Raw genomic sequence first — 20,264 nt, forward strand, 5'->3', positions numbered from 1 at the left:
CGTCGCGGGTGCCGCAGTAGCGGCCGATCAGCGCCTGGAAGGCGGCCAGCAGCACCATGTACAGGGTGGCGTCGTGCTCCTCGGCGATCGCCCGGAGGCGTTCGGCGACATCGGCCCGGACATGGAACGGGACCGTGCCGCCGGTGCCGCCGCGCATCGGCGGCCGCGGCCGGTCCAGCGGCAACCGCAGCCGGGGCAGGCCGTCGAGCCGGTCCCGCCAGTAGCCGAGGATCTGCTCGCGCAGCTCGCCGGTGAGCCGCTCGCGCTGCCAGACGGCGTAGTCGGCGTACTGGACGGGCAGCTCGGGCAGGTCGGCGGGGACCCCGGCCGCGAGGGCGGTGTAGACGGTGCCGAACTCCTCGCCCAGGACCCCGTTGGACCAGGCGTCGCAGGCGATGTGGTGCAGCACGACGACGAGCAGGTGGTCGCCCGCGGGGAGGCGGGCCAGCCGGACGCGCACCGGCCACTCGCGGTCGAGCGCGAACGGCTCCCCGGACGCCTCCTCCGCCCACCGCAGGGCGGCGTCCTCGGTCAGCTCGCGGAACTCGAAGTCGATCGCGCCGGTGTCGTCGATGACCTGCATCGGCTCGTCGCCGACCACGACGTACCGGGTCCGCAGGGCCTCGTGCCGGTCGACGAGGGCCTGCCACGCGCCGCGCACCAGCTCGGGGTCGAGTGACGGCGGCATCCGCATCACAGTGGGCACCAGGTACTCGCCGCCGTCGGGGTCGAGCCGCTCCAGCACCCACAGCCTGCGCTGCCCGAACGACGGCGGCAGCGGGCCGCCGCGCGGCGCGCGCGGGATCGTCGCCCGGCGTCCCGACCGGATGCCGGCGAGTCTGGCCTGGACCAGTTCCTCACGGAGGATGTCTGTCATGAGGACCTGCCTCTCTGCCGCCGCGCCTCGTCCGCGACCTCGGTGTCGGTGAGCCCGGCGACCTCCGCGCGGATCGCCTCCTCCACCGTGCGGGCGAGCCCGGCGACGGTGGGATGTTCGAACACGGTCCGGAACGTCAGTTCCACCTCGAAGACCTCCTGCAGCCTGGCCAGCAGCCGGACCGCGAGGATGGAGTGGCCGCCGAGCCGGAAGAAGTCGTCGTGCACCCCGAACTCGTCGGTGCCGAGCAGCTCGGTCCAGACCTCGGCGAGCAGGCGCTCCGCGGCGGTGGCCGGGGGCGTGCGGACCGCGGCGGCGGCCGGCGCCGGCAACGCCCTCTTGTCGACCTTCCCGTTGGCGGTCAGCGGGACGGCGCCGATCGTCACCACCCGCCAGGGCACGAGCTGTCCCGGCAGCCTCTCCCGCAGCCACCCGATCAGCTCGTCCTCGTCCACCGCCCGCCCGCCCGCCCCGTCGGCTGCGCCGTGAGCGGCCGGACCGCCGGCGTCCGCCCCGTCCGCCTCCGCCGCCGGCACGGCGTAGCCCACGAGGCGGCCGTCGGCGGGGACGACGACGGCTTCGGCCACCGCCGGGTGGGCGGCCAGGACGGCGGCGACCTCGCCGGGCTCCACGCGATGGCCGCGGATCTTCACCTGGTCGTCCACCCGGCCGAGCAGGTCCAGGTCGCCGGAGTCCAGGACGCGGCCGAGGTCGCCGCTGCGGTACATGCGCGACCCGGGCGGGCCGAAGGGGTCGGGGACGAAGCGCTCGGCGGTCGGCCCCGGCCTGCCCCGGTAACCGCGGGCGACGCCCGCGCCACCGATCATGACCTCGCCCGGCGTGCCCGCCGGGCAGGGGTCGAGCCAGGGATCGAGGACGTACACGGCCGCTCCCGCGACCGTCCGTCCGGCCGGGACGCGCGTCTCCGCGGCCGTCCCGGCGGCCGGCGCCCGGGAGGACTCGGTCCGGCCGGCCGCGTCCCGGGAGCCGGGATCCCCGCCTCCGGCGATGTGGGCGGTGCAGGCGACGGTCGTCTCGGTCGGGCCGTACTCGTTGACGATCCGGGCCCGCCCGCCCGCGTCCGGCCAGCGCGCGGCGAGCGACGCCCGCAGGGCCTCGCCGCCGACCACCAGGTGCGCCGCCTCCGGAACCGCGCCCGGGAGGGAGGAGAGCATCGCCTCCAGATGTCCCGGCGTCATCTTCACGAACCCGTACGGCCCCGACTGCGCCAGCAGCCGTCCGAGCCCGGCCAGGTCGAGGTCGGGCGGGAGCACGCGCACCCGCCCCCCGGCCACGAGCGGCGCGAACAGCGCGGTGACCGTCATGTCGTAGGCCGCCGACGAGAACACCGCCGACCCGCGGGAGGCGTCGTATCGCCGCGCCGCGTCCAGCAGGTAGGCCCCCAGCGCCCGGTGCGGCACCTCCACCCCCTTCGGCGCCCCGGTCGAGCCCGACGTGTAGATCACATACGCGACGGAGTCGGGATCGACGGCGACCGGTTCGGCCTCCGCCGCGTGCGCGCAGTCGGCCGGGGTGAGGACGGTGACGCCGGGCGGGCCGTCCGCGCCGGAGTCGGTGAGCAGGACGCGGCTCCCGGCGTCGGCCAGGAGGGCGGCCCGGCGCGGCGCGGGCCAGCCGGGTTCGAGCGGGAGGTAGGCCGCTCCCGCGTACCAGACGCCGAGGAGCGCGGACAGCAGCCCGGGACCGCGCTCGACGCACACGCCGACGACGTCCTCCGGCCCGGCCCCCGACTCCCGCAGCCGCGCGGCGATCCGCCGGGCGGCCCGGTCGAGCTCGCCGTACGTGAGACGCCCGGTGACCGGTCCGGCCGCCGGGCCCGACACGGCCACGGCGTCGGGTGTCCGGCGGGCGTGCGCGGCGATCGCCTCCGGGGCGGAGGTCCAGGGATCCGGGAGCGCGTCCGCGAGGGCCGGCGGTCCGGCGGCGAGGACCGCGGGCGTCTCCGCCGGGACCGCGAGCCGGGAGAGCGGGGCGGCCGGGTCGGCGGCGATCTCCTCCAGCAGTCCCAGGAACCTGCCGGTCAGCCGCTCGATCGTCCTCCGGTCGAAGATCGCGGTGCCGTACTCGAAGATCCCGGTCAGCGTGTCGCCGTACTCGTCGAGGTGCAGGCTCAGATCGAACTTGGCGACCTCGCCGTCCAGCACGACAGGCGCGGCGGAGAGCGAGGGCCCGGAGCCGTCCTGCCGGGGGTCGCCCGGGCCGGTGGGCGCCGCCCCCGGATCCGGCGGGCCGCCGTCCGCGGTGGAGGTCCACATCGCGCGGGTGGAGGCGTGGTCGAGGGCGTACATGACCTCGAAGAGGGGGGTGCGGGACAGGTCTCGGTCGGGCGACAGGTCCTCGACGAGGGTCTCGAAGGGCACGTCCTGGTGGGCCAGCGCCTCGGTGACCGTCCGGCGGGCGGCCTCCAGGACGTCGGTGAAGGCGGGGTCGCCGCGCAGGTCGCCGCGGAGGACGAGGGTGTTGACGGTGCAGCCGACGAGGTTCGCCAGGGCGGGGTGGTCACGCCCGGCGACGGGGGTGCCGAGCGGGATGTCGCGGGCGCCGGTGTGGCGGGCCAGCAGCACCTGGAAGGCGGCCAGCAGGGTGACGAACATCGTCGTCCCGTGCTCGCGGGCGATCCCGCGCAGGGCGGCGGCCGTGCGGCCGGGCACCGCGAACGGCACGGCGTCGCCCGCCCAGTCACGCGTCCCGGGCCGCGGCCGGTCCCCGGCCAGCGGCAGCGGTTCCATCCCCGCGAGCCGCCCGCGCCAGTAGCCGAGCGACTCCTCCCGGACCCGGCCGTCCTGCCAGGCGGCGTAGTCGGCGTACTGGAGCGGCTCGGGCAGGCCGTCTCCGGAGCCGCCCGCGGAGAAGGCGGCGAACTCGGTCTCCAGGAGCCGGGCGGACCAGCCGTCGCAGGCGATGTGGTGGAGGACGGCGACCATCAGATGGTCGTCCTCGGCGATCCGGATCAGCCGCACCCGGAGCGGCCATTCCCGGGCCAGGTCGAACGGCCGCCGCGCGGCCTCCAGCGCGGCGGGCGGCCACCCCTCCTCCCCCACCGGTCCCTCGACGAGGTCGAACGCGATCGGACCGGGCGGATCGACGACCTGGCGGGGTTCGCCGCCGGCGACCGTGTAGCGGGTGCGGAGGATCTCGTGGCGGGCGGTGATCCGCCGCCACGCGTCGTGCACGCCCTCCGGCCGGAGCGGGCCGCGGAGCCGCACCGCGATGGGGACGAGGTATTCGGGGCTCGCCGGGTTGAGCCGGTCGAGGAGCCACAGACGGCGCTGGGCGGCCGACAACGGGAGCGGGCCGTCGCGGCGGACGGCCGGGACGGGGCCGGGCACGACGCCCTCGGCGGTCATCCCATCCACCAGGCGGGCGACGCCCTCGACGGTCGGCCGGTCGAAGACCTCGCGCATCGGCAGCACGACTCCGAAGACCTCGCGCAGCCGCGCGACCATCCGGACGACCATGATCGAATGGCCGCCGAGCGTGAAGAAGTCGTCGGCGACGCCGGGCTCGGCGCCGAGCATGGCCGCCCACACCTCGGCGATCCGCCGCTCGGTCTCCGTCCTCGGCGGCACGCGCACCCGCCCCGCCGCGGAGCCCGGATCGGGCAGCGCGCCGCGGTCGACCTTGCCGTTGGCGTTCAGCGGGATCGCCGGAACCGGTACGGCGTGCGCGGGCACCATGTGGTCCGGCAGCCGCTCCCGGCACCAGCCCGCCAGGTCGGCGTCCGCGTCGCCGCCGGCCACCGGCACCCAGTACGCGACGAGCCGCTCGTCGCGAGCCAGGACGAGGGCCTCGTGGACGGCCGGGTGACCGGTCAGGACGGCCTGGACCTCGCCCGGCTCGATCCGGTAACCGCGGATCTTGATCTGGTCGTCGGCCCGGCCGAGGAAGTCGACGTCACCGCTCTCGCGCACGGACGCGAGGTCGCCCGTGCGATAGAGGCGGGCGCCGGGCCGGCCGTACGGATCCGGGACGAACCGCTCGGCGGTGCGGGCGGGCATCGCGTTGTAGCCCCTGGCCACTCCGGCGCCGCCGATGTAGATCTCTCCGACGACCCCGGCGGGGACGGGTTCGAGCTGCCGGTCCAGGACGTACATGGTGGTGTTCGGGATCGGCACGCCGATGGGCACGATCTCGCCGTCGACCGGGCCGTCGACGGCGTAGGTGCTGTTGGCGACGGAGATCTCGGTCGGGCCGTACTCGTTGAGCGCCCGGACGCCGCCGCCCACCGCGAGCAGGCGGTCGAGGATCCCGGCCGGGAACGCGTCCGCGCCGATCGCGAGCAGCTCGGCGAGCCCCGCGGCGCGGCCGGGGTCGAGCTGGTGGACGAGCAGTTCGACGTGCCCGGGGGTGAGCTTGATGAAGCTGTAGGGACCGCCGTCCGCGAGCAGGCCGCCCAGCTCGCCCGGCTCGGGCCGCGGCGGCAGCAGGTGCACGCGCTGCCCGATCATGAGCGGCGTGAAGATGTTGGGCACCACCATGTCGAACGCGATCGACGAGAACAGCGGAGCCCCGCCGCACCCGTGCGCCGCGTAGCGTTCGACGGCCCACCACAGGTAGTTGGCCAGGCCCCGGTGCCCGATCAGCACGCCCTTCGGACGGCCGGTCGACCCGGAGGTGTACATGATGTAGGCCAGCCCGTCGAGGTCGGCGGTCCCGGGCGGCCGGCTCACCGGCCGGTCCGCCCACATGCCGGGGGTGACGACCGGGCCGGCGTGGACCTCGCGGATCCGGTCCGCGTACGCGGGGTCGGCGACGACGACCAGGGCGCCCGCGTCGGCGAGGACGCCTGCCCAGCGCTCGGCCGGGTACGCCGGCTCCAGCGGCGTGTACGCCGCCCGCGCCTTCCACACGCCCAGCAGCGCCGGGATCAGGTCGGGCCCGCGGTCCATGCAGACCCCGACGACGGTCTCCGGCCCGGCCCCCCGCCCGCGCAGCTCCCAGGCGACCTGGTTGGCGCGGGCGTCGAGCTCGGCGTAGGTGAGCGCGCCGCCGTCCCAGGTCGTGACCGCGACCGCGTCCGGCAGCAGCCTGGCGGTCTCCTCGAACACCTCCAGCGCGGTCACCGGCGGCCGGGGCAGCTCGGGCGGGCCCTGCAGCAGCCGCTCGCGCTCGCCGGGGACGAGACGGGCGGCCAGCGCGTCGCCGTACGGGTCGGCGGCCATGGCGTCGAGGACCGCGCGGTACCGCTCGGCCAGCCGTGCGGCCTGCTCCGCGGCCAGGACCTCCGGCCGCGAGGTGAGCGTCAGCAGCCCGCCGAGCACGGTGACCGACAGCGGGAACTCGTTCGGGCTGATGTCCACGCTGTCGGGCAGGTCGACCAGCCCGGTGTCGACCACGGTGAAGTCGAGGTAGTTGAAGTAGACCTCGACGAGCTGCCGCCCGCCCGCCAGCTCCCGCTGCACGGCGGGCAGCGGGAAGCGGCGGTGCGGCCACATCCGGGTCTCGGCGGCGAAGACGTCCCGGACGAGGTCGCGCCAGGTGCTCGCGCGCTGCTCGTGCGGGAACGGCACGGTGTTGATGAACATGCCCAGCACGCGGTCGGCGCCGAGCACCTCGGGCCGGGTGTCGCAGACGAGCCCGGTGTGGAAGGCGCGCTCGTGGGTCAGCCCCGACATGACCTTCAGATGGGCGGCGAGCAGCACGCTCTTCAGCGGCGTCCCGGCCTCCGCCGCCAGCCGCCGCAGCCCCGCGTCCTGGTCGAACAGCGGGATCTGGATCCGGTACGGCTCCCGCCCGCCCCGCGGGTCCTTCCAGGCCGCGGGCAGCGTGAGCTTCGCGTGGCCGGTGACCACGTCCCTCCAGTACGCCGACGAGTCCTCGTCCGCGAGGGTCTCCAGCTCGGCGGCGACGAAGTCCGCGTACCGGACCGGCGGCGGGTCGGAGGCGGGCGGGGTCTCGCCGTCGCGGATCGCGCGGTAGCAGGTCAGCAGCTCCATGAGCAGCGAGTGGTAGCTCCAGCCTTCGAGGATCGCGTGGCACTCGGTGAGCGAGAGCCGCCAGGTGCGCTCCCCGGTCCGGTGCGCCGACAGCCTCAGCAGCGGCGGGACGGCCAGGTCGAACGGCGACTCCCGCTCCCCGGCGAGGAACGCCTCCAGCCCGCCGGAGCCCGGGGGCGTGCCCGCCCCGGCGGCCGCCGTGCCGCCGGCCCCGGATTCGCGCAGGTCGCCGACGCGCACGGGCATGACGGCCGCGGCGTGGACGAGCTGGAGAGGCCGGTCGTGGGTGGTGAGGTCGATGGAGGTGCGCAGGATCTCGTGCCGGTCGACGACGACCGCCGCGGCCGCGCGGAGGGCGTCCGCGTCCAGGGGCGCGTCGTCGGTGATGCTGAAGCTGGTGACGTTGTGGTAGCTGCCGCGCCCGGTGTCGGCGAGCATCTCGTACACCATCCCGGCCTGGACCCGGGAGAGCGGATAGGCGTCGACCAGGCCGTCCGGCAGCGCGGCGCGCTCGGCGGGGCCGAGCAGCGCGAACGGCGCGACGGCGGTGTACGGCGCGGCCGTCAGCCGGGCGTCCGCGCGTGCGGCGAGCGCCGCGATCGTCCGGTCCTCGAACACGTCCCGCACGGCGACGTCGAACCCCTCGGCCCGCAACGCGCCGACCAGCGCGACCGCGCGGATCGAGTCGCCGCCCAGGTCGAAGAAGTCGTCGCGGACGCCGACCGGGGCGTGCCCGAGCACGCCCTCCCAGACGTCGGTCATCCGCCGCTCGGCGGCCGTCGAGGGGGGCGCGTACCCGCGCCCGGGGCCGCCGTCCGGCCGCGGCAGGGCCGCGGCGTCCAGTTTGCCGGTGGGCGTCAGCGGCAGCCCGGCCACCGCGACGACCGCCGACGGGACCATGTGGGGCGGCAGCAGCCCGCGCAGGAAGTCGCGCAGTCCGTCCTCCCAGCCGGGCACGACCCGCGCGTCCGGCGCGGGGACCGCGTAGGCGACGAGCCTGCGGTGCCCGGGGACGTCCTCGCGGGCGACGACGGCCGCGTCCGCCACGGCGGCGTGGCCGACGAGCGCCGCGCGCACCTCGCCCGGCTCGATCCGGTATCCCCGGATCTTCACCTGCTGATCGGCCCGCCCGAGGAATTCCAGTTCCCCGGAGGCCGTCCACCGGCCGAGATCTCCCGAGCGGTAGAGGCGCTCTCCCCCCGTCCCGTACGGATCGGGCACGAACCGCTCGGCGGTGAGCGCGGGCCTGCCGAGGTAGCCCCGGGCGACGCCGGCGCCGCCGACGTACAGCTCGCCGACGACCCCGGCGGGCGCGAGGTCCCCGAACACGTCCACCACGTAGGTCCGCATGTCTCCCAGCGGCCGTCCGATCGGGCTCCCGCCGGTCGCCCCGGGCGCGCCCGGGTGCGTTCCGGCCGCCCCGCCCCGGTCGTCCCGCCGCCGGCTCCCGGACACGTCCCCCCGTGTGACGTGGACGGTCGTCTCGGTGATCCCGTACATGTTGACCAGTTCGACGCCGGGCCAGTCCGGCAGCCCGGCCGCGTCGAGACGCTCACCCCCGAAGACGACCATGCGCAGCGCGGCGGGCGGCGCCGGGACGGCGGCCGCGAATCCGGCGAAGGCCGACGGCGTCTGGTTGAGGATCGTGACCCCTTCGGCCGCCACGAGCGCGGCGAGCGCCTCCGGGTCCCGCGCGGTCTCGTGCGGCACGACCACCAGCCGTCCGCCGTGTCCGAGCGCCCCCCACATCTCCCAGACGGAGAAGTCGAACGCGGGCGAGTGGCACATCGCCCACACGTCGTCCGGCCCGAACCCGAAGCGCCCCCGGTCCACCGTGATCAACCGCCCGAGGTTCCGATGGCTGACCGCCACCCCCTTGGGCCGTCCCGTGGATCCCGACGTGTAGATCACATACGCGAGCCTCCCGATGGGATCCCCGCCCCGGGCTTCGGCGTCGGCGTCGGCGTCGGCGTCGGCGTCGGCGTCGGCGATCAGGATCACCGGACCGGGGAGGGCGCCGGCGTGCCGCGGTTCGGTGACGGTCAGTTCGACTCCCGCGTCGGCGGCGACGTAGGCCAGCCGCCCGGCGGGATGGGAGGGGTCGAGCGGCACGTACGCCGCGCCCGCCTTCGCCACGCCGAGCAGCGCGACCAGGAGTCCCGTCCCGCGGTCCAGGCACACGCCCACCCTCGACTCCGGCCCGGCCCCCGACGCCCGCAGCCGCCGGGCGAGGCGGCCGGCCCGTGCGTCCAGCTCGCCGTAGGTCAGCCGCCCGTCCCCCGCGACGACGGCGATCCGCCCGGGCTCGGCCCGTGCCCGCCTCTCGAAGCGCGCGACGACGTCATCGGCGTCGTCGGCGTCAGTGTCGGCGTCGGTGCGGGACGTGCGGGCGTCCCCGGCGTCGGCGTCGGCGGGATCCGTCGGCGTGCCGCCGGTGCTCCAGGCCAGAAGAGTGGCGCGCTCGGCGGAGTCGAGCACGGACAGGTCGGCGACCGCGGCCTCGGGGTCGGCGGCGATCGCGGTCAGCAGGCGCACGAAGCGCGCCGCCATCGTCTCGACGGTGGCGGCGTCGAACAGGTCGGTGGCGTACTCCATGGCGCCGACGAGCGACCCGTCGCCCCGCCGCCGCACGGTGAGCTGGAGATCGAACTTGGCGGTGACCGAGACCACCGGCACGACCTCGGCCGCCGCGCCGGAGGCCGCCGCCCGCGAGACCGCGGCGCCGGAGCCCCCGGCCGCGGGCGCCGTCGCGTCCGGGGTCCCGGTCTCGGGTGCCGGGCCGGTCTCCGGGTCCTCCTCGTAGGCGAAGACATGCTGGAAGAGGGGATTGCGGGTGAGGTCGCGATCAGGATGGAGGGCGGCGGCCAGACGCTCGAAGGGGACGTCCTGGTGGGCGAACGCGTCCAGCGCGGTCTGGCGCGCCCGGTCGACGAGGTCGCCGAAGGCCGGATCCCCGGCCAGGTTCAGCCGCATGACCAGCATGTTCACGAAGAAGCCGACGACACCGTCCAGCTCGGGCCCGGGCCGCCCGGCCACGGGGCTGCCGACCGCGACGTCGGACCGCCCGCCGTACCGGCCGAGCAGCAGGCAGAACGCCGCCAGCAAGGTCATGTACGGCGTCGCGCCCCGGCGCCGGCCGTAGGCGACGAGCGCGTCGGCGGTCTCGGCGGGGACGCCGAAGACGGTCATCGCGCCGCCGGTCCCCCGGGTGGCGGGACGCGGCCGGTCGGTGGGCAGCTCGAGGGGCGTCAGGTCGGCGAGCCGGTCCCGCCAGTGATCGAACTCCGGTCCCGCGACCGGTCGCCCCGCCTGCCAGGCGGCGAAGTCGGCGTACTGGACGCGCGGCGGCGCGGGCAGCTCGGCGCCGTCGTAGAGGGCGGCCAGCTCCCGCCGGAGGATCTCCAGCGAGAGCCCGTCGCACACGATGTGGTGGACGGTGAGGACCAGCACGTGGTCGCCGGGCGCCACCCGGACCAGCAACGCCCGCCAGACCGGCCCGGCCGCCAGGTCGAACGGCCGCCACACCTCCTCGGCGACGACGCGCCGGAGGGCCTCGGCCGTGCCCGCCGCATCGTCTCCGCCGGTCTCCTCCGGCCGCGGGAGGGTCACGACGGGGAGCCGGGCGGCGGCGGGAGGGTCGACCACCTGGCGGGGCTCGCCGTCGCCGGAGACGAAGCGGGTGCGCAGGGACTCGTGCCTGGCGGCCAGTTCGGACAGGCAGTCGCGCAGTCGCGCCGGATCGACCGCGCCGCCGAACCTCAGCACGAGCGGCACGACGTACGCCGTGCCGCCCGGGTCCAGCCGGTCCAGGAACCACAGCCGCCGCTGGCCGGGCGAGAGGGGCAGCGGACCGGACCGGTCGGCGGCCGGCAGCCGGCCGCCCCGCCCGCGCGCCCCGGCGAGCCGCCGCTCCAGCAGCTCCCGCCGCATCGCCGCCGACCTGTCATGCGTCGTGTCATGCGTCACGGCGGCCTCCCCCGGCGAGCAGGTTTTCGACTTCGGCGTCCGTCAGTCCGGCGATCTGCGCGGCCAGTTCGGTCTCCACCGCGACGGCCAGGGCCGCCACCGTGGTCGCCTCGAAGAAGATGCGCAGGGGCAGGTCGACGTCGAACTCCTCGGCCAGGCGGTGCTGGGCTCGCACGGCCAGCAGGGAGTGGCCGCCCAGGGCGAAGAAGTCCTGGTGGGCGCCGGGGTCGACGCCCAGGAGCTCGGCCCAGACCGCGGCGATGCGCCGTTCGGCGGCCCCCTCGGGCGGGCGGTCGTCCTCGACGGGGGCGGGGCCCGGAACGGGCAGGGCCGCCCGGTCGAGTTTTCCGTTCCGGCCGGTCGGCAGGCGGTCGAGACGGACCCAGATGCCGGGGACCATGGCGGCGGGCAGGCGGCGCGCGCAGTGGGCGGTGAGGTCGCCGTCGCGCGGCGGCTCCCCGGCGGCGACGTAGTAGCCGACCAGCCGCTCGCCGACGACCGTCACCACGGCCTCCCTGACCGCCGGGAAGGTGGCCGCGACGGCGGCGATCTCCCCCGGCTCGATCCGCACGCCCCGGAGCTTCACCTGGTCGTCGGCGCGGCCGAGGAAGTCGAGGGTGCCCGCCCCGGTCCAGCGCGCGAGGTCGCCGGTCCGGTACAGGCGTTCCCCCGGCCGGTCGGGGTCGGGCACGAACCGGTCGGCGGTCAGTCCCGGCCGGTTCACATAGCCGCGCGCGGTCCCGATCCCGCCCGCGAGGAGCCGGCCGGGCACGCCGATGGGCGCGCGCTGCCCGGCGTCGTCGAGCACGAGCACGCGCATGCCGTCGATGGGCCCGCCGATCGGCACGGGATCGGCCTGGGCCGGTTCCACCTCGTGGAAGGTGACGTCGACGGACAGCTCGGTCGGGCCGTACAGATTGTGCAGGCGGGAGCTGCCGGCGGCGGCGCGGAACGCGCGGACGGTGGCGGCGGTGAGCGTTTCACCGCTGCAGAACACCTCCCGCACCGAGCCGGGGAAGCGCGGCACGACCGCGAGGAACGCCTCCAGCATCGACGGCACGAAGTGCAGGTGGGTCACCCGTTCGCGCTCGGCCAGCTCGGCGAGCGCGCGGGCGTCGCGGTGCTCCCCGGGCGGCGCCACGACGAGCGTGGCGCCGGCCGCCAGCGGCCAGAAGAACTCCCAGACGGACACGTCGAACGTGTACGGCGTCTTCTGCAGCACCCGGTCCCCCGGACGCAGCCCGTACTGCCGCTGCATCCATCGCACGCGGTTGACGATCCCGGCGTGCTCGATCATCACGCCCTTGGGCGTGCCGGTGGATCCGGACGTGTAGATCACGTAGGCGAGGTCCCCCGGCCCCGCGCCGGTCGCGTCCTGCGCCCCGGCCGGTCGGCCCGGGGGGTCGTCGGACCGGGCCTCGGACCAGGTCTCGGGCCGGGCGTCGGGCCCGGTGCCGGGCGGGAAGGAGGGCGACGCGACCGGGACGACCGACGGGAACCGGTCGGAGAGGTCGGTGACCACGACGGCGGCGTCGGTGTCGGCGACCAGCCAGGCGAGCCGCTCCCTGGGGTCGTCCGGGTCGAGCGGCAGGTAGGCGGCCCCCGTCCGGAGGGTCGCCAGCAGCGCGGTGACGAGTTCCGGCCCGCGTTCCAGGCAGATCCCGACGACGTCTCCGCGGCCCACCCCGGCCGCCCGCAGCCGCTCGGCCAGCCTTCCGGCCCGCTCGGTGAGCTCCCGGTACGTCAGGCTCACCTCGCCCTCGGCGGGGCTGCGCCCGACCACGGCGACCGCCTCCGGTGCGGCGGCGGCCCGGGCGGCCACCAGCCCGTGCAGCGACCCCGCCGTGAAGCCGGCCGCCTCCCCGCCCCCGTCGTCGGCGGCGTCCCTCCCGGCGCCGGTCTCGTAGGCGGCGAGCGCCGCGCGCTCCTCCTCTCCGAGGAGGGGGACGTCGGAGACCGGGCCCTCGTGGGCGGCCAGGGCGAGGAGGAGACGGGTGAAGCGGGAGGCGAAGCGTTCGACGGTCCGGGGGTCGAAGAGGGCGCTCGCGTACTCGAAGCGGCACGACAGGGTGCCGTCGCGGCGCAGGCGGGCCATCAGGGTGAGGTCGGCCTTGGCCGTGCGCCACGCGGAGAGTCCTTCGCCGCCGGTGTCGGCGCGCCCCCCGGCGTCACCCGTCTGCAGGTCGAACAGCACGTCGACGATCGGGTTGCGGGACATGTCGCGCGCCGGGCGGATCTCGTCGACGAGCAGCTCGAACGGCAGGTCGCGGTGGGCGAAGGCGGACAGCGCCGTCGCCCGCACGCGGTCGAGCAGGTCGTCGAACGTCGGGTCGCCGGACAGGTCGGCGCGCAGGACGAGCGTGTTGACGAAGAATCCCACGACGTCGTCGAGCTCGGGCCGGTCGCGTCCGTCCACGGGCACGCCCACGGGCAGGTCGGTCCGCCCGGTGTGCCGGGCGAGGAACACGCAGTAGGCCGCGAACAGCGTCATGAACGCCGTCGCGCCCGCCCGGCGGCCCCGGTCGAGCAGCCCGGCGACGGGCGCGTCGAAGGCGAGCATGGCCCCGCGGGGGTCCCGGACCCCGGGCCGCGGCCGGTCGGCGGGCAGGTCGAGCGGCGTCACCCCGTCGAGCCGCCGCGTCCAGAAGTCCAGCAGCCGGTCCCGGTGCTCCCCGGTGAGCGCGCGCCGCTGCCATGCGGCGAAGTCCGGGTATCCCAGTTCCGGGGCGGGCCCGGGACCGTCCGCGAAGGACCGGGCGAGGACGTCGAGGGAGCGGGCGTCGCACGCGATGTGGTGGACGGTGACGATCAGCAGGTCGTCGCCGCCGGGGACGCGGACGAGGAGCGCCCGCCACACCGGGCCGCGCTCCAGGTCGAAGCCGCGGCCGAGCTCGGCGGCGAGCAGGCCGGCGACCTCGGCGGAGGAGGCGGCGACGGTCTCCTCCAGCGGCACTACGGGCTCGTCGTCGACGATCCCGTAGGGGTCGCCCGCGCCCGGCGCGTATCGGGTCCGCAGCACGTCGTGGACGCGTGCGAGCTCCCGCAGCCGGTCGTGGATCTCCTCCCGCCCCCCGCGCACGGGCAGGACCAGCGGAACCGCGTACTCGGCGGAACCGGGACGGAGCCGGTCGAGGAACCACAGGCGGCGCTGCCCGAACGACAGCGGCACCCGGCCCGCACGGGGGATCCGGACGAGCGGCGGAGGCCCGTTGCGGGCGGGCCCGTCCACGTAGACCGCCTGGTCCCCGACGGTCGTCCGGATGAACAGCTCGGGCAGCGGGACGGTGCGGCCGGTCGCCTCCGTGAGCCGCGCGGCCAGCCGGGCGACGAGCAGCGAGTGGCCGCCGAGCCGGAAGAAGTCGTCCTCGGCGACGACCTGGTCCGGGTCGAGGCCGAGCAGCCCCGCCCAGACGCGGGCGACCGCCCGTTCGGTCGCGGTGCGCGGCGGCGTCCGCGAGCCGTTCCCCGCGGGCAGGGGCAGCGCCGCCAGCGCCTGCCGATCGACCTTCCCGCTGATCGTCCGCGGGAGCTCGGGCACCTCGACGACGACCGCCGGGACCATCGCCTCGGGCAGCCGTTCCCGGGCCGTCTCCCGCAGCCGCTCTGTCAGGGCGTGCCCGTGACCGGGGTGCGTCGTCACGTGCGCGACCAGCTGGACCCCGCCCGACGGCGTGCGGCGCGGGGTGACGGCGGCGGCGCGGACGGCGGGGTGCGAGGCGAGGGCGGCCTCGACCTCCGCCGGTTCCACCCGGACCCCGTTGACTTTGATCTGGTGGTCGGTGCGCCCCAGGAACTGCAGGACGCCCCCTTCGGTCCAGCGGCCCGCGTCGCCCGTGCGGTAGAGGCGCGATCCCGGCGGCCCGTGCGGGTCCGGGACGAAGCGCTCGGCCGTCAGGCCGGGACGGCCCAGATAGCCGCGGGCGACGCCGGCTCCGCCCGCGAGGATCTCACCGGCCACCCCCGTGGGGACGCGTCGCCCGCCGGAGAGCACCCGGACGTGCAGGCCGTCGATCGGCCGTCCGATCGGGATCGGGCCCGTCTCCCGGCCGACCTCGTGGAAGGTCACGTCGATCGAGCACTCGGTCGGGCCGTAGGTGTTGACGATCCGGGCCGCGCTCAGCGCGCGGACGCGGGCGCACAGGTCTCCGTGGAGAGGCTCTCCCGCGCAGAACAGCAGCCGCAGCGCGCGGCAGCGCTCCCAGCCCGGCTCCTCGACGAGCAGCCGCAGCAGCGCGGGCACCACCTGGAGCACGGTGACGTCGTGGTCCCCGGCCGCGGCGACGAGCGCGCCGGGGTCGCGTTCGGCGCCGTCGGGGGCGAGGACGACGGCGCCGCCGCTGACGAGCGGCGCGAAGAACTCCCAGCCCGCCGCGTCGAAGACCAGCGGTGTCTTCTGCAGTACCCGGTCGCCGGGGTGGAAGCCGTGCTCGGACACCGTCCACAGGACGCGGTTCGCGATGCCGCGGTGAGTGATCACGACCCCCTTGGGCCGCCCGGTGGACCCGGAGGTGTACATGATGTACGCCGCCCGGTCGGGGTCGGCGGGCACCGGTTCGAACACCCCGGGCGGGCCGGTCTCGTCGGCGTACACCAGCCGCAGGCCCTCCCGCGGCAGGGCGGCGGCGAGATCGGGGGTGGTCACGACGACCTCGATGCCGCAGTCGCCGAGCACCGTCTCCAGCCGGTCGCGCGGGTGCCCCGGATCGAGCGGCACGTACGCGCCGCCGGCCTTCCACACCCCGAGCAGCGCGGCGGGCATCGCCGGCGAGCGGCGCAGGAGGACGCCGACGGGCGTCTCGGGGCCGACGCCCCGCTCGCGCAGGCGACGGGCGACGGCGTCCGCGTCGGCGTCGAGTTCCGCGTACGTCCGCGACCGCCCGCCGTGGGCGACCGCGACCGCGTCCGGCGTCCGGCCGACCTGGTCGGCGACCAGCTCGTGCAGGGACCGGGCGGCATCGCCGTGCCCGGGGAAGGAACCGTACGTGGTGAGGGCGCCCCGCTCGTGGGAGGCGAGACGGCGGTCCTCGGCGGGACCGGTCATCGGCACCTGGCCGATCGGTCTTCCCGGTTCGGCGACCAGGCCGGCGAGGAGCGTGCGGAAGTGGCCGCTCATCCGGTCCACGGTGGCGGCGTCGAACAGATCGGTCGCGTACTCGAAGGTGAGCCGGATCGTGCCGGGCTCCTCGATCATGTGCAGGGTCAGGTCGAGCGGGGATCCGCGGTGGGTGAAGTCGAGCGGCAGCGACCGTCCGATCGGCGGCAGCGCCCCCGCCTCGGCCGGCATGTTGTACGCCACGCGGACCAGCGGCGGCGCCGACCGGTCCGGCCGGTTCTGCCCCAGCTCCGCGGCCAGGCGCTCGAACGGCACGTCCTGGTGGCCCATCGCGCCCAGCAGCGCGTGTTTGACCCGGTCGACGACCGTGCCGAACCCGGGCTCGCCCGACAGGTCGGCGCGGACGACGATCATGTTGCTGAACATGCCGATCAGGTGGTGCAGCTCCGGTTCCGTGCGGCCGGACACGAACGCGCCGAGCGACACGTCGGTGACCCCGGTGTAGCGGTGCAGCAGCACGCAGAACGCCGCCAGCACGGTCATGTACGGCGTCGCCCCCGCCGCGCGCCCGATCTCGCCGAGGTCGCGGACGAGGCCGGGGTCGAGCACGGCCTGGAGCGAGTCGCCCCGGTAGGTCGGCCACGCGGGCCGCGGCCGGTCGGCGGGCAGTTCGAGCGGGTCGAGCCCGGCCAGCCGGTCCTTCCAGTAGTCCAGCCCGGTGTCCCGGCCCTCCCCGGCCCGGCCGCGCTGCCAGGCGGCGAAGTCGGCGTATCCCACGGGCAGGTCGGGGGCGTCGAACCCGGCCAGCTCACGCAGGATGAGGGTGAGCGAGGTGCCGTCGACCGCGATGTGGTGGGCGGCGATCACCAGGACGTGGTCGGCCGGGCCGAGCCTGACCAGCTCGACCCGCCACAGCGGGGCCCGGTCGAGCCGGTAGGGGCGCGTCCCGGTCTCGTACGCGTGCCGGAAGGCCGTCCGCTCGGCCCGCTCCCGGTCGACGCCGGTCAGGTCGACGAGCGGGACGTCGACCGGGACGGAGTCGGCGACGCTCAGGAACGGCTCGCCCCCGACCTCGACGACCGACATGCGCATGGCGTCGTGCCGCCCGACGACGGCCGTGAGGCGGCGGCGCAGCTCGTCGAGATCGACGTCCATCGGCAGGCGGCCGGCGATGACCAGGTTGAACAGCGGCAGGTCCCCGGCCAGCCGGTCCATCAGCCAGACCCGCGCCTGCGCGTACGACAGCGGCACCGGCCCGGAGCCCGTACGGCGCGGCACCCTGGGCGGGGGCGGCCCGGCGGCTCCGGCGGCGAGCCGGGCGAGCAGCCGCCGCTTGACGTCGGACAGGGGAGGCACGGCGGCCGTCTCGCTCACCGGTGCACCGCCCCCGCGTATCCCGCGCCGCCGGCCGGGCCGGCGGGCTCGGGGAGGACGGCGATGTCGGCGGTGACGCCGCGGGCGATGTCGCGGCGGTCGGCGGTGAAGAAGCCGTGGTCGCCGGGGTAGACGCGGAGGGTGAAGCGACCGGTCGTGTCGGCCCGCCAGGCCCGCAGCTCCTCGACGGTCACGCTGGGGTCGGCGTCGGCGCCGATCACGGTGATCGGGACCGGCAGCGGCCCGCGCGGCCCGTGCCGCCAGGTCTCCATCACCTCGTAGTCGGCGCGCACGCCCGGTTCGAACATCGCGAACAGGTCGCGGTCGGCGAGGATGGCGTCCGGGATGATGCCCAGGCCGCGCAGGTGCCGGGCGAGCAGGTCGGAGGGCAGCCGGTGCACCTCGGTCGGCTCGACCAGCGCCGGGGCCGGGAACGCGCACACCGCCAGCAGCTCGGGCGGCCGCCGTCCGGCGGCGATCAGGTACGCGGCCAGCTCGTAGGCGACGAGCGCGCCCGAGCAGTAGCCGAGCAGCGCGTACGGCCGGTCGAACGCCCCGTCGGGTCCGTCGGCGAGTCCGTCGGCGAGGACGGGCACGAGGTCGGTCATCCTCGTGTACGGCGGCTCGCGCAGCCGGCTCTCCCGCGCCGGGAGGCGGACGGCGCACAGATCGACGCCGGGCGGCAGGTCGTCGGCCCACTCGCGGAAGGTCGCCGCGCCTCCGCCCGCGTGCGGCAGGCAGATCAACCGGACCGCCGCGTCACCGGACGGCCTCAGCCTGGCCAGCCACGGGTTCCTCCGATCACTCATGGATACCTCCCGTGACCTGCGGAGACGTGCTCATGGCGTGGACGGTCGGGTGCTCGAACAGCCAGCTCAGCGGCAGCTCGACCGAGAGCTCGGCGGCGAGCTTGCCGACCAGGACGGGTGCGAGCAGGCTGTGGCCGCCGACGTCGAAGAAGTCGTCGTGCGCGCCGACCTCGCGGCCGAGCTCCTCGGCCCAGACCGCGGCGATGCGGCGTTCCAGGGCGGTCATCGGCTCACCGGCGGAAGACGGCCGCTGGTCGCGGCCCCGGCCGTCCAGGAGCAGCGCCCGGCGGTCGATCTTGCCGGTGGCGGTCCGGGGCAGCGCGTCGCGCAGGAGGACCCGCTCCGGGACCAGGTGCGCGGGCAGCCGCCGGGCGAGCGCCCGCCGCAGATCGTCGCGTACGCCGGGGGCCACGACGTGCGCGGCGAGCCGTACGCCGTCCTCGGACGGGACGGCGACGACGGCGGCCTCGCGGACCCCGGGCAGTTCCCCCAGGACGGCCTCGATCTCGCCGGGCTCCACCCGGGCGCCGCGGACCTTGACCTGGCGGTCGGCCCGGCCGAGCAGCTCCACCTGCCCGTCCGCGCGTATCCGGGCCAGGTCGCCGGTGCGGTAGAGCCGTTCGCCCGGCGCCTGCGGGTCGGGCAGGAAACGCTCGGCGGTCATGCCCGGGCGGCCGAGATAGCCCCGCGCCAGGCAGCGCCCGCCGATGTGGAGCTCACCGGGCATCCCCCGGGGGACCGGCCGGAGCCGGTCGTCGAGGACGACCGCGCGTACTCCCGCGATCGGCCGCCCGACGGGAACGCCGGCGGACATGCCCGAGGGCGGTTCCTGGACGGCCGGGCCGCCGTCCGGGCAGAGCGAGTCCCAGGCCTCCGAGGAGCCGTACAGGTTGAGCAGCGCCCGGCCCGGCAGCCGCTCGGCGAACAGCCGGGCGACGTCGCGGGTGAGCGGCTCCCCGCTGCTCACCCAGGTCGTCAGGTCCGCGAGCCGCTCCCCCAGGCCGGGCACCGTCCGCAGCAGCACGCGCAGCAGCGACGGCACCACCAGCACGCGGGAGACGCCGTGCCGGGCGAGCTCGTCGACGAGCGCGTGCGGGTCGCGTCCGGCCTCCGGGCTGAGCACGACGGTCGTCATCCCGCCGAGCAGCGGCCCGAGCAGCTCCCAGAGACTGTCGACGAAGCTGATCGGCGTCTTCTGGCAGGACGCCTCCCCGGCCCGGAACGGCACCGCCTCCCGCATCCAGGCCAGCCGGTTGACCAGTGACCGCCCGGTGATCACAACCCCCTTGGGCCGTCCGGTCGACCCCGAGGTGTAGATCACGCACGCGGCCCCGTCCGGATCGGCTGCCGTGATCTCGCCCGCGGTTCCGTCCGGGTCCGCCGCCGCGGCCTCGCCCGCGGGCGGTCCGGCCGTCGGGCGCACGAGGTCCACCCCTTCCGGCAGCCAGTCGGCGTCGTCGGCGATGACGGCGCGCGCGCCCGCGTCGGCCGCCAGGCGGGCGCGGCGCCCGGCCGGGTGCGCCGGATCGAGGGGCAGGTAGGCGGCGCCGGCGTACAGGACGGCGACGAGCGCGACGGGCAGCGTGAGGCCGGGCGTCAGGCAGACCCCGACGACGTCCTCCGGGCCGATCCCCCGCTCGCGCAGCCGTCCGGCGAGGCAGCGCGCCCGGTGGTCCAGTTCCGCGTAGGTGATCGTCCGGTCCCCCGCGCCGGCCAGCCGGAACGCGGGCCGTCCGGGGGTCCGGGCGGCCTGCCGGGCGATCAGCTCGGCGATCGGCACGTCCGCCGCCCCGCGGGGGTCGACGGCCGGGCCGGTCAGGATCAGGGGGTCCGCGACCAGCGAGAGCGCGGACACCGGGCGGCCCGGGTCCGCGGCGCCCGCCAGGAGGACGCGCTCGAGGGCGGTGACGACGCCCTCGACGGTCGGCCGGTCGAACAGCTCGGTCGAGTACTCGGCGAAGCCCGTCATCGTGCCGTCGGCCTCCGGCCAGAGCTGGAAGGACAGGTCGAAGGCGGCCGTCGTCGGCGGCACCGGCACCGGCTCGATCCGCACGTGCTCGTCGAGCCGTCCCGGCGCCTCCGGTGTGTTCTGCACGACGACGGCGACCTGGACGAACGGCGTGACACCGGGGGTGCGCGGCGGCGCGGCCTCCTCCACCACGCGGTCGAACGGCACGTCCTGGTGCGCCAGCGCCGACAGCGTCACCGCCCGCGATCTGGCCAGCACC

General features: G+C 76.3%; 5 protein-coding genes (1 of these 5 only partly in view). All 5 read right to left on the bottom strand.

The features are described from left to right. Positions 1-877, bottom strand: the 5' portion of a protein-coding gene (locus tag Plo01_RS35930) for a non-ribosomal peptide synthetase (protein WP_203895238.1). It extends 2,411 nt beyond the left edge of the window; the window shows 877 of its 3,288 coding nt (coding positions 1-877); its start codon is at positions 875-877; the stop codon falls past the left edge of the window. After that, positions 874-10,800: a non-ribosomal peptide synthetase gene (locus Plo01_RS35935; protein ID WP_203895239.1), complete on the bottom strand. Its 9,927-nt coding sequence runs from the start codon at positions 10,798-10,800 to the stop codon at positions 874-876. The genes Plo01_RS35930 and Plo01_RS35935 overlap by 4 nt, the downstream gene beginning before the upstream one ends. After that, positions 10,790-17,227 carry a non-ribosomal peptide synthetase gene (locus Plo01_RS35940; RefSeq protein WP_203895240.1) on the bottom strand — a complete coding sequence of 2,146 codons (6,438 nt, stop codon included), beginning with the start codon at positions 17,225-17,227 and terminating at the stop codon, positions 10,790-10,792. Before Plo01_RS35940 ends, Plo01_RS35935 begins: the two co-directional genes overlap by 11 nt. Further along, entirely contained in the window at positions 17,224-18,036 is an 813-nt protein-coding gene (locus tag Plo01_RS35945) for a thioesterase II family protein (RefSeq protein ID WP_203895241.1), read from the bottom strand. Before Plo01_RS35945 ends, Plo01_RS35940 begins: the two co-directional genes overlap by 4 nt. Beyond that, positions 18,029-20,264 (bottom strand): non-ribosomal peptide synthetase (locus tag Plo01_RS35950; RefSeq protein ID WP_203895242.1); only part of this gene is annotated, 2,236 nt, incomplete at its 5' end. The genes Plo01_RS35950 and Plo01_RS35945, both read right to left, overlap by 8 nt.

The organism is Planobispora longispora, from assembly GCF_016863135.1.
Taxonomy (GTDB): domain Bacteria; phylum Actinomycetota; class Actinomycetes; order Streptosporangiales; family Streptosporangiaceae; genus Planobispora; species Planobispora longispora.

Coding starts and splice junctions, on each gene's coding strand:
- Plo01_RS35945 (WP_203895241.1), bottom strand. CDS start 18,036: ATGAGTGATCGGAGGAACCCGTGGCTGGCCAGGCTGAGGCCGTCCGGT.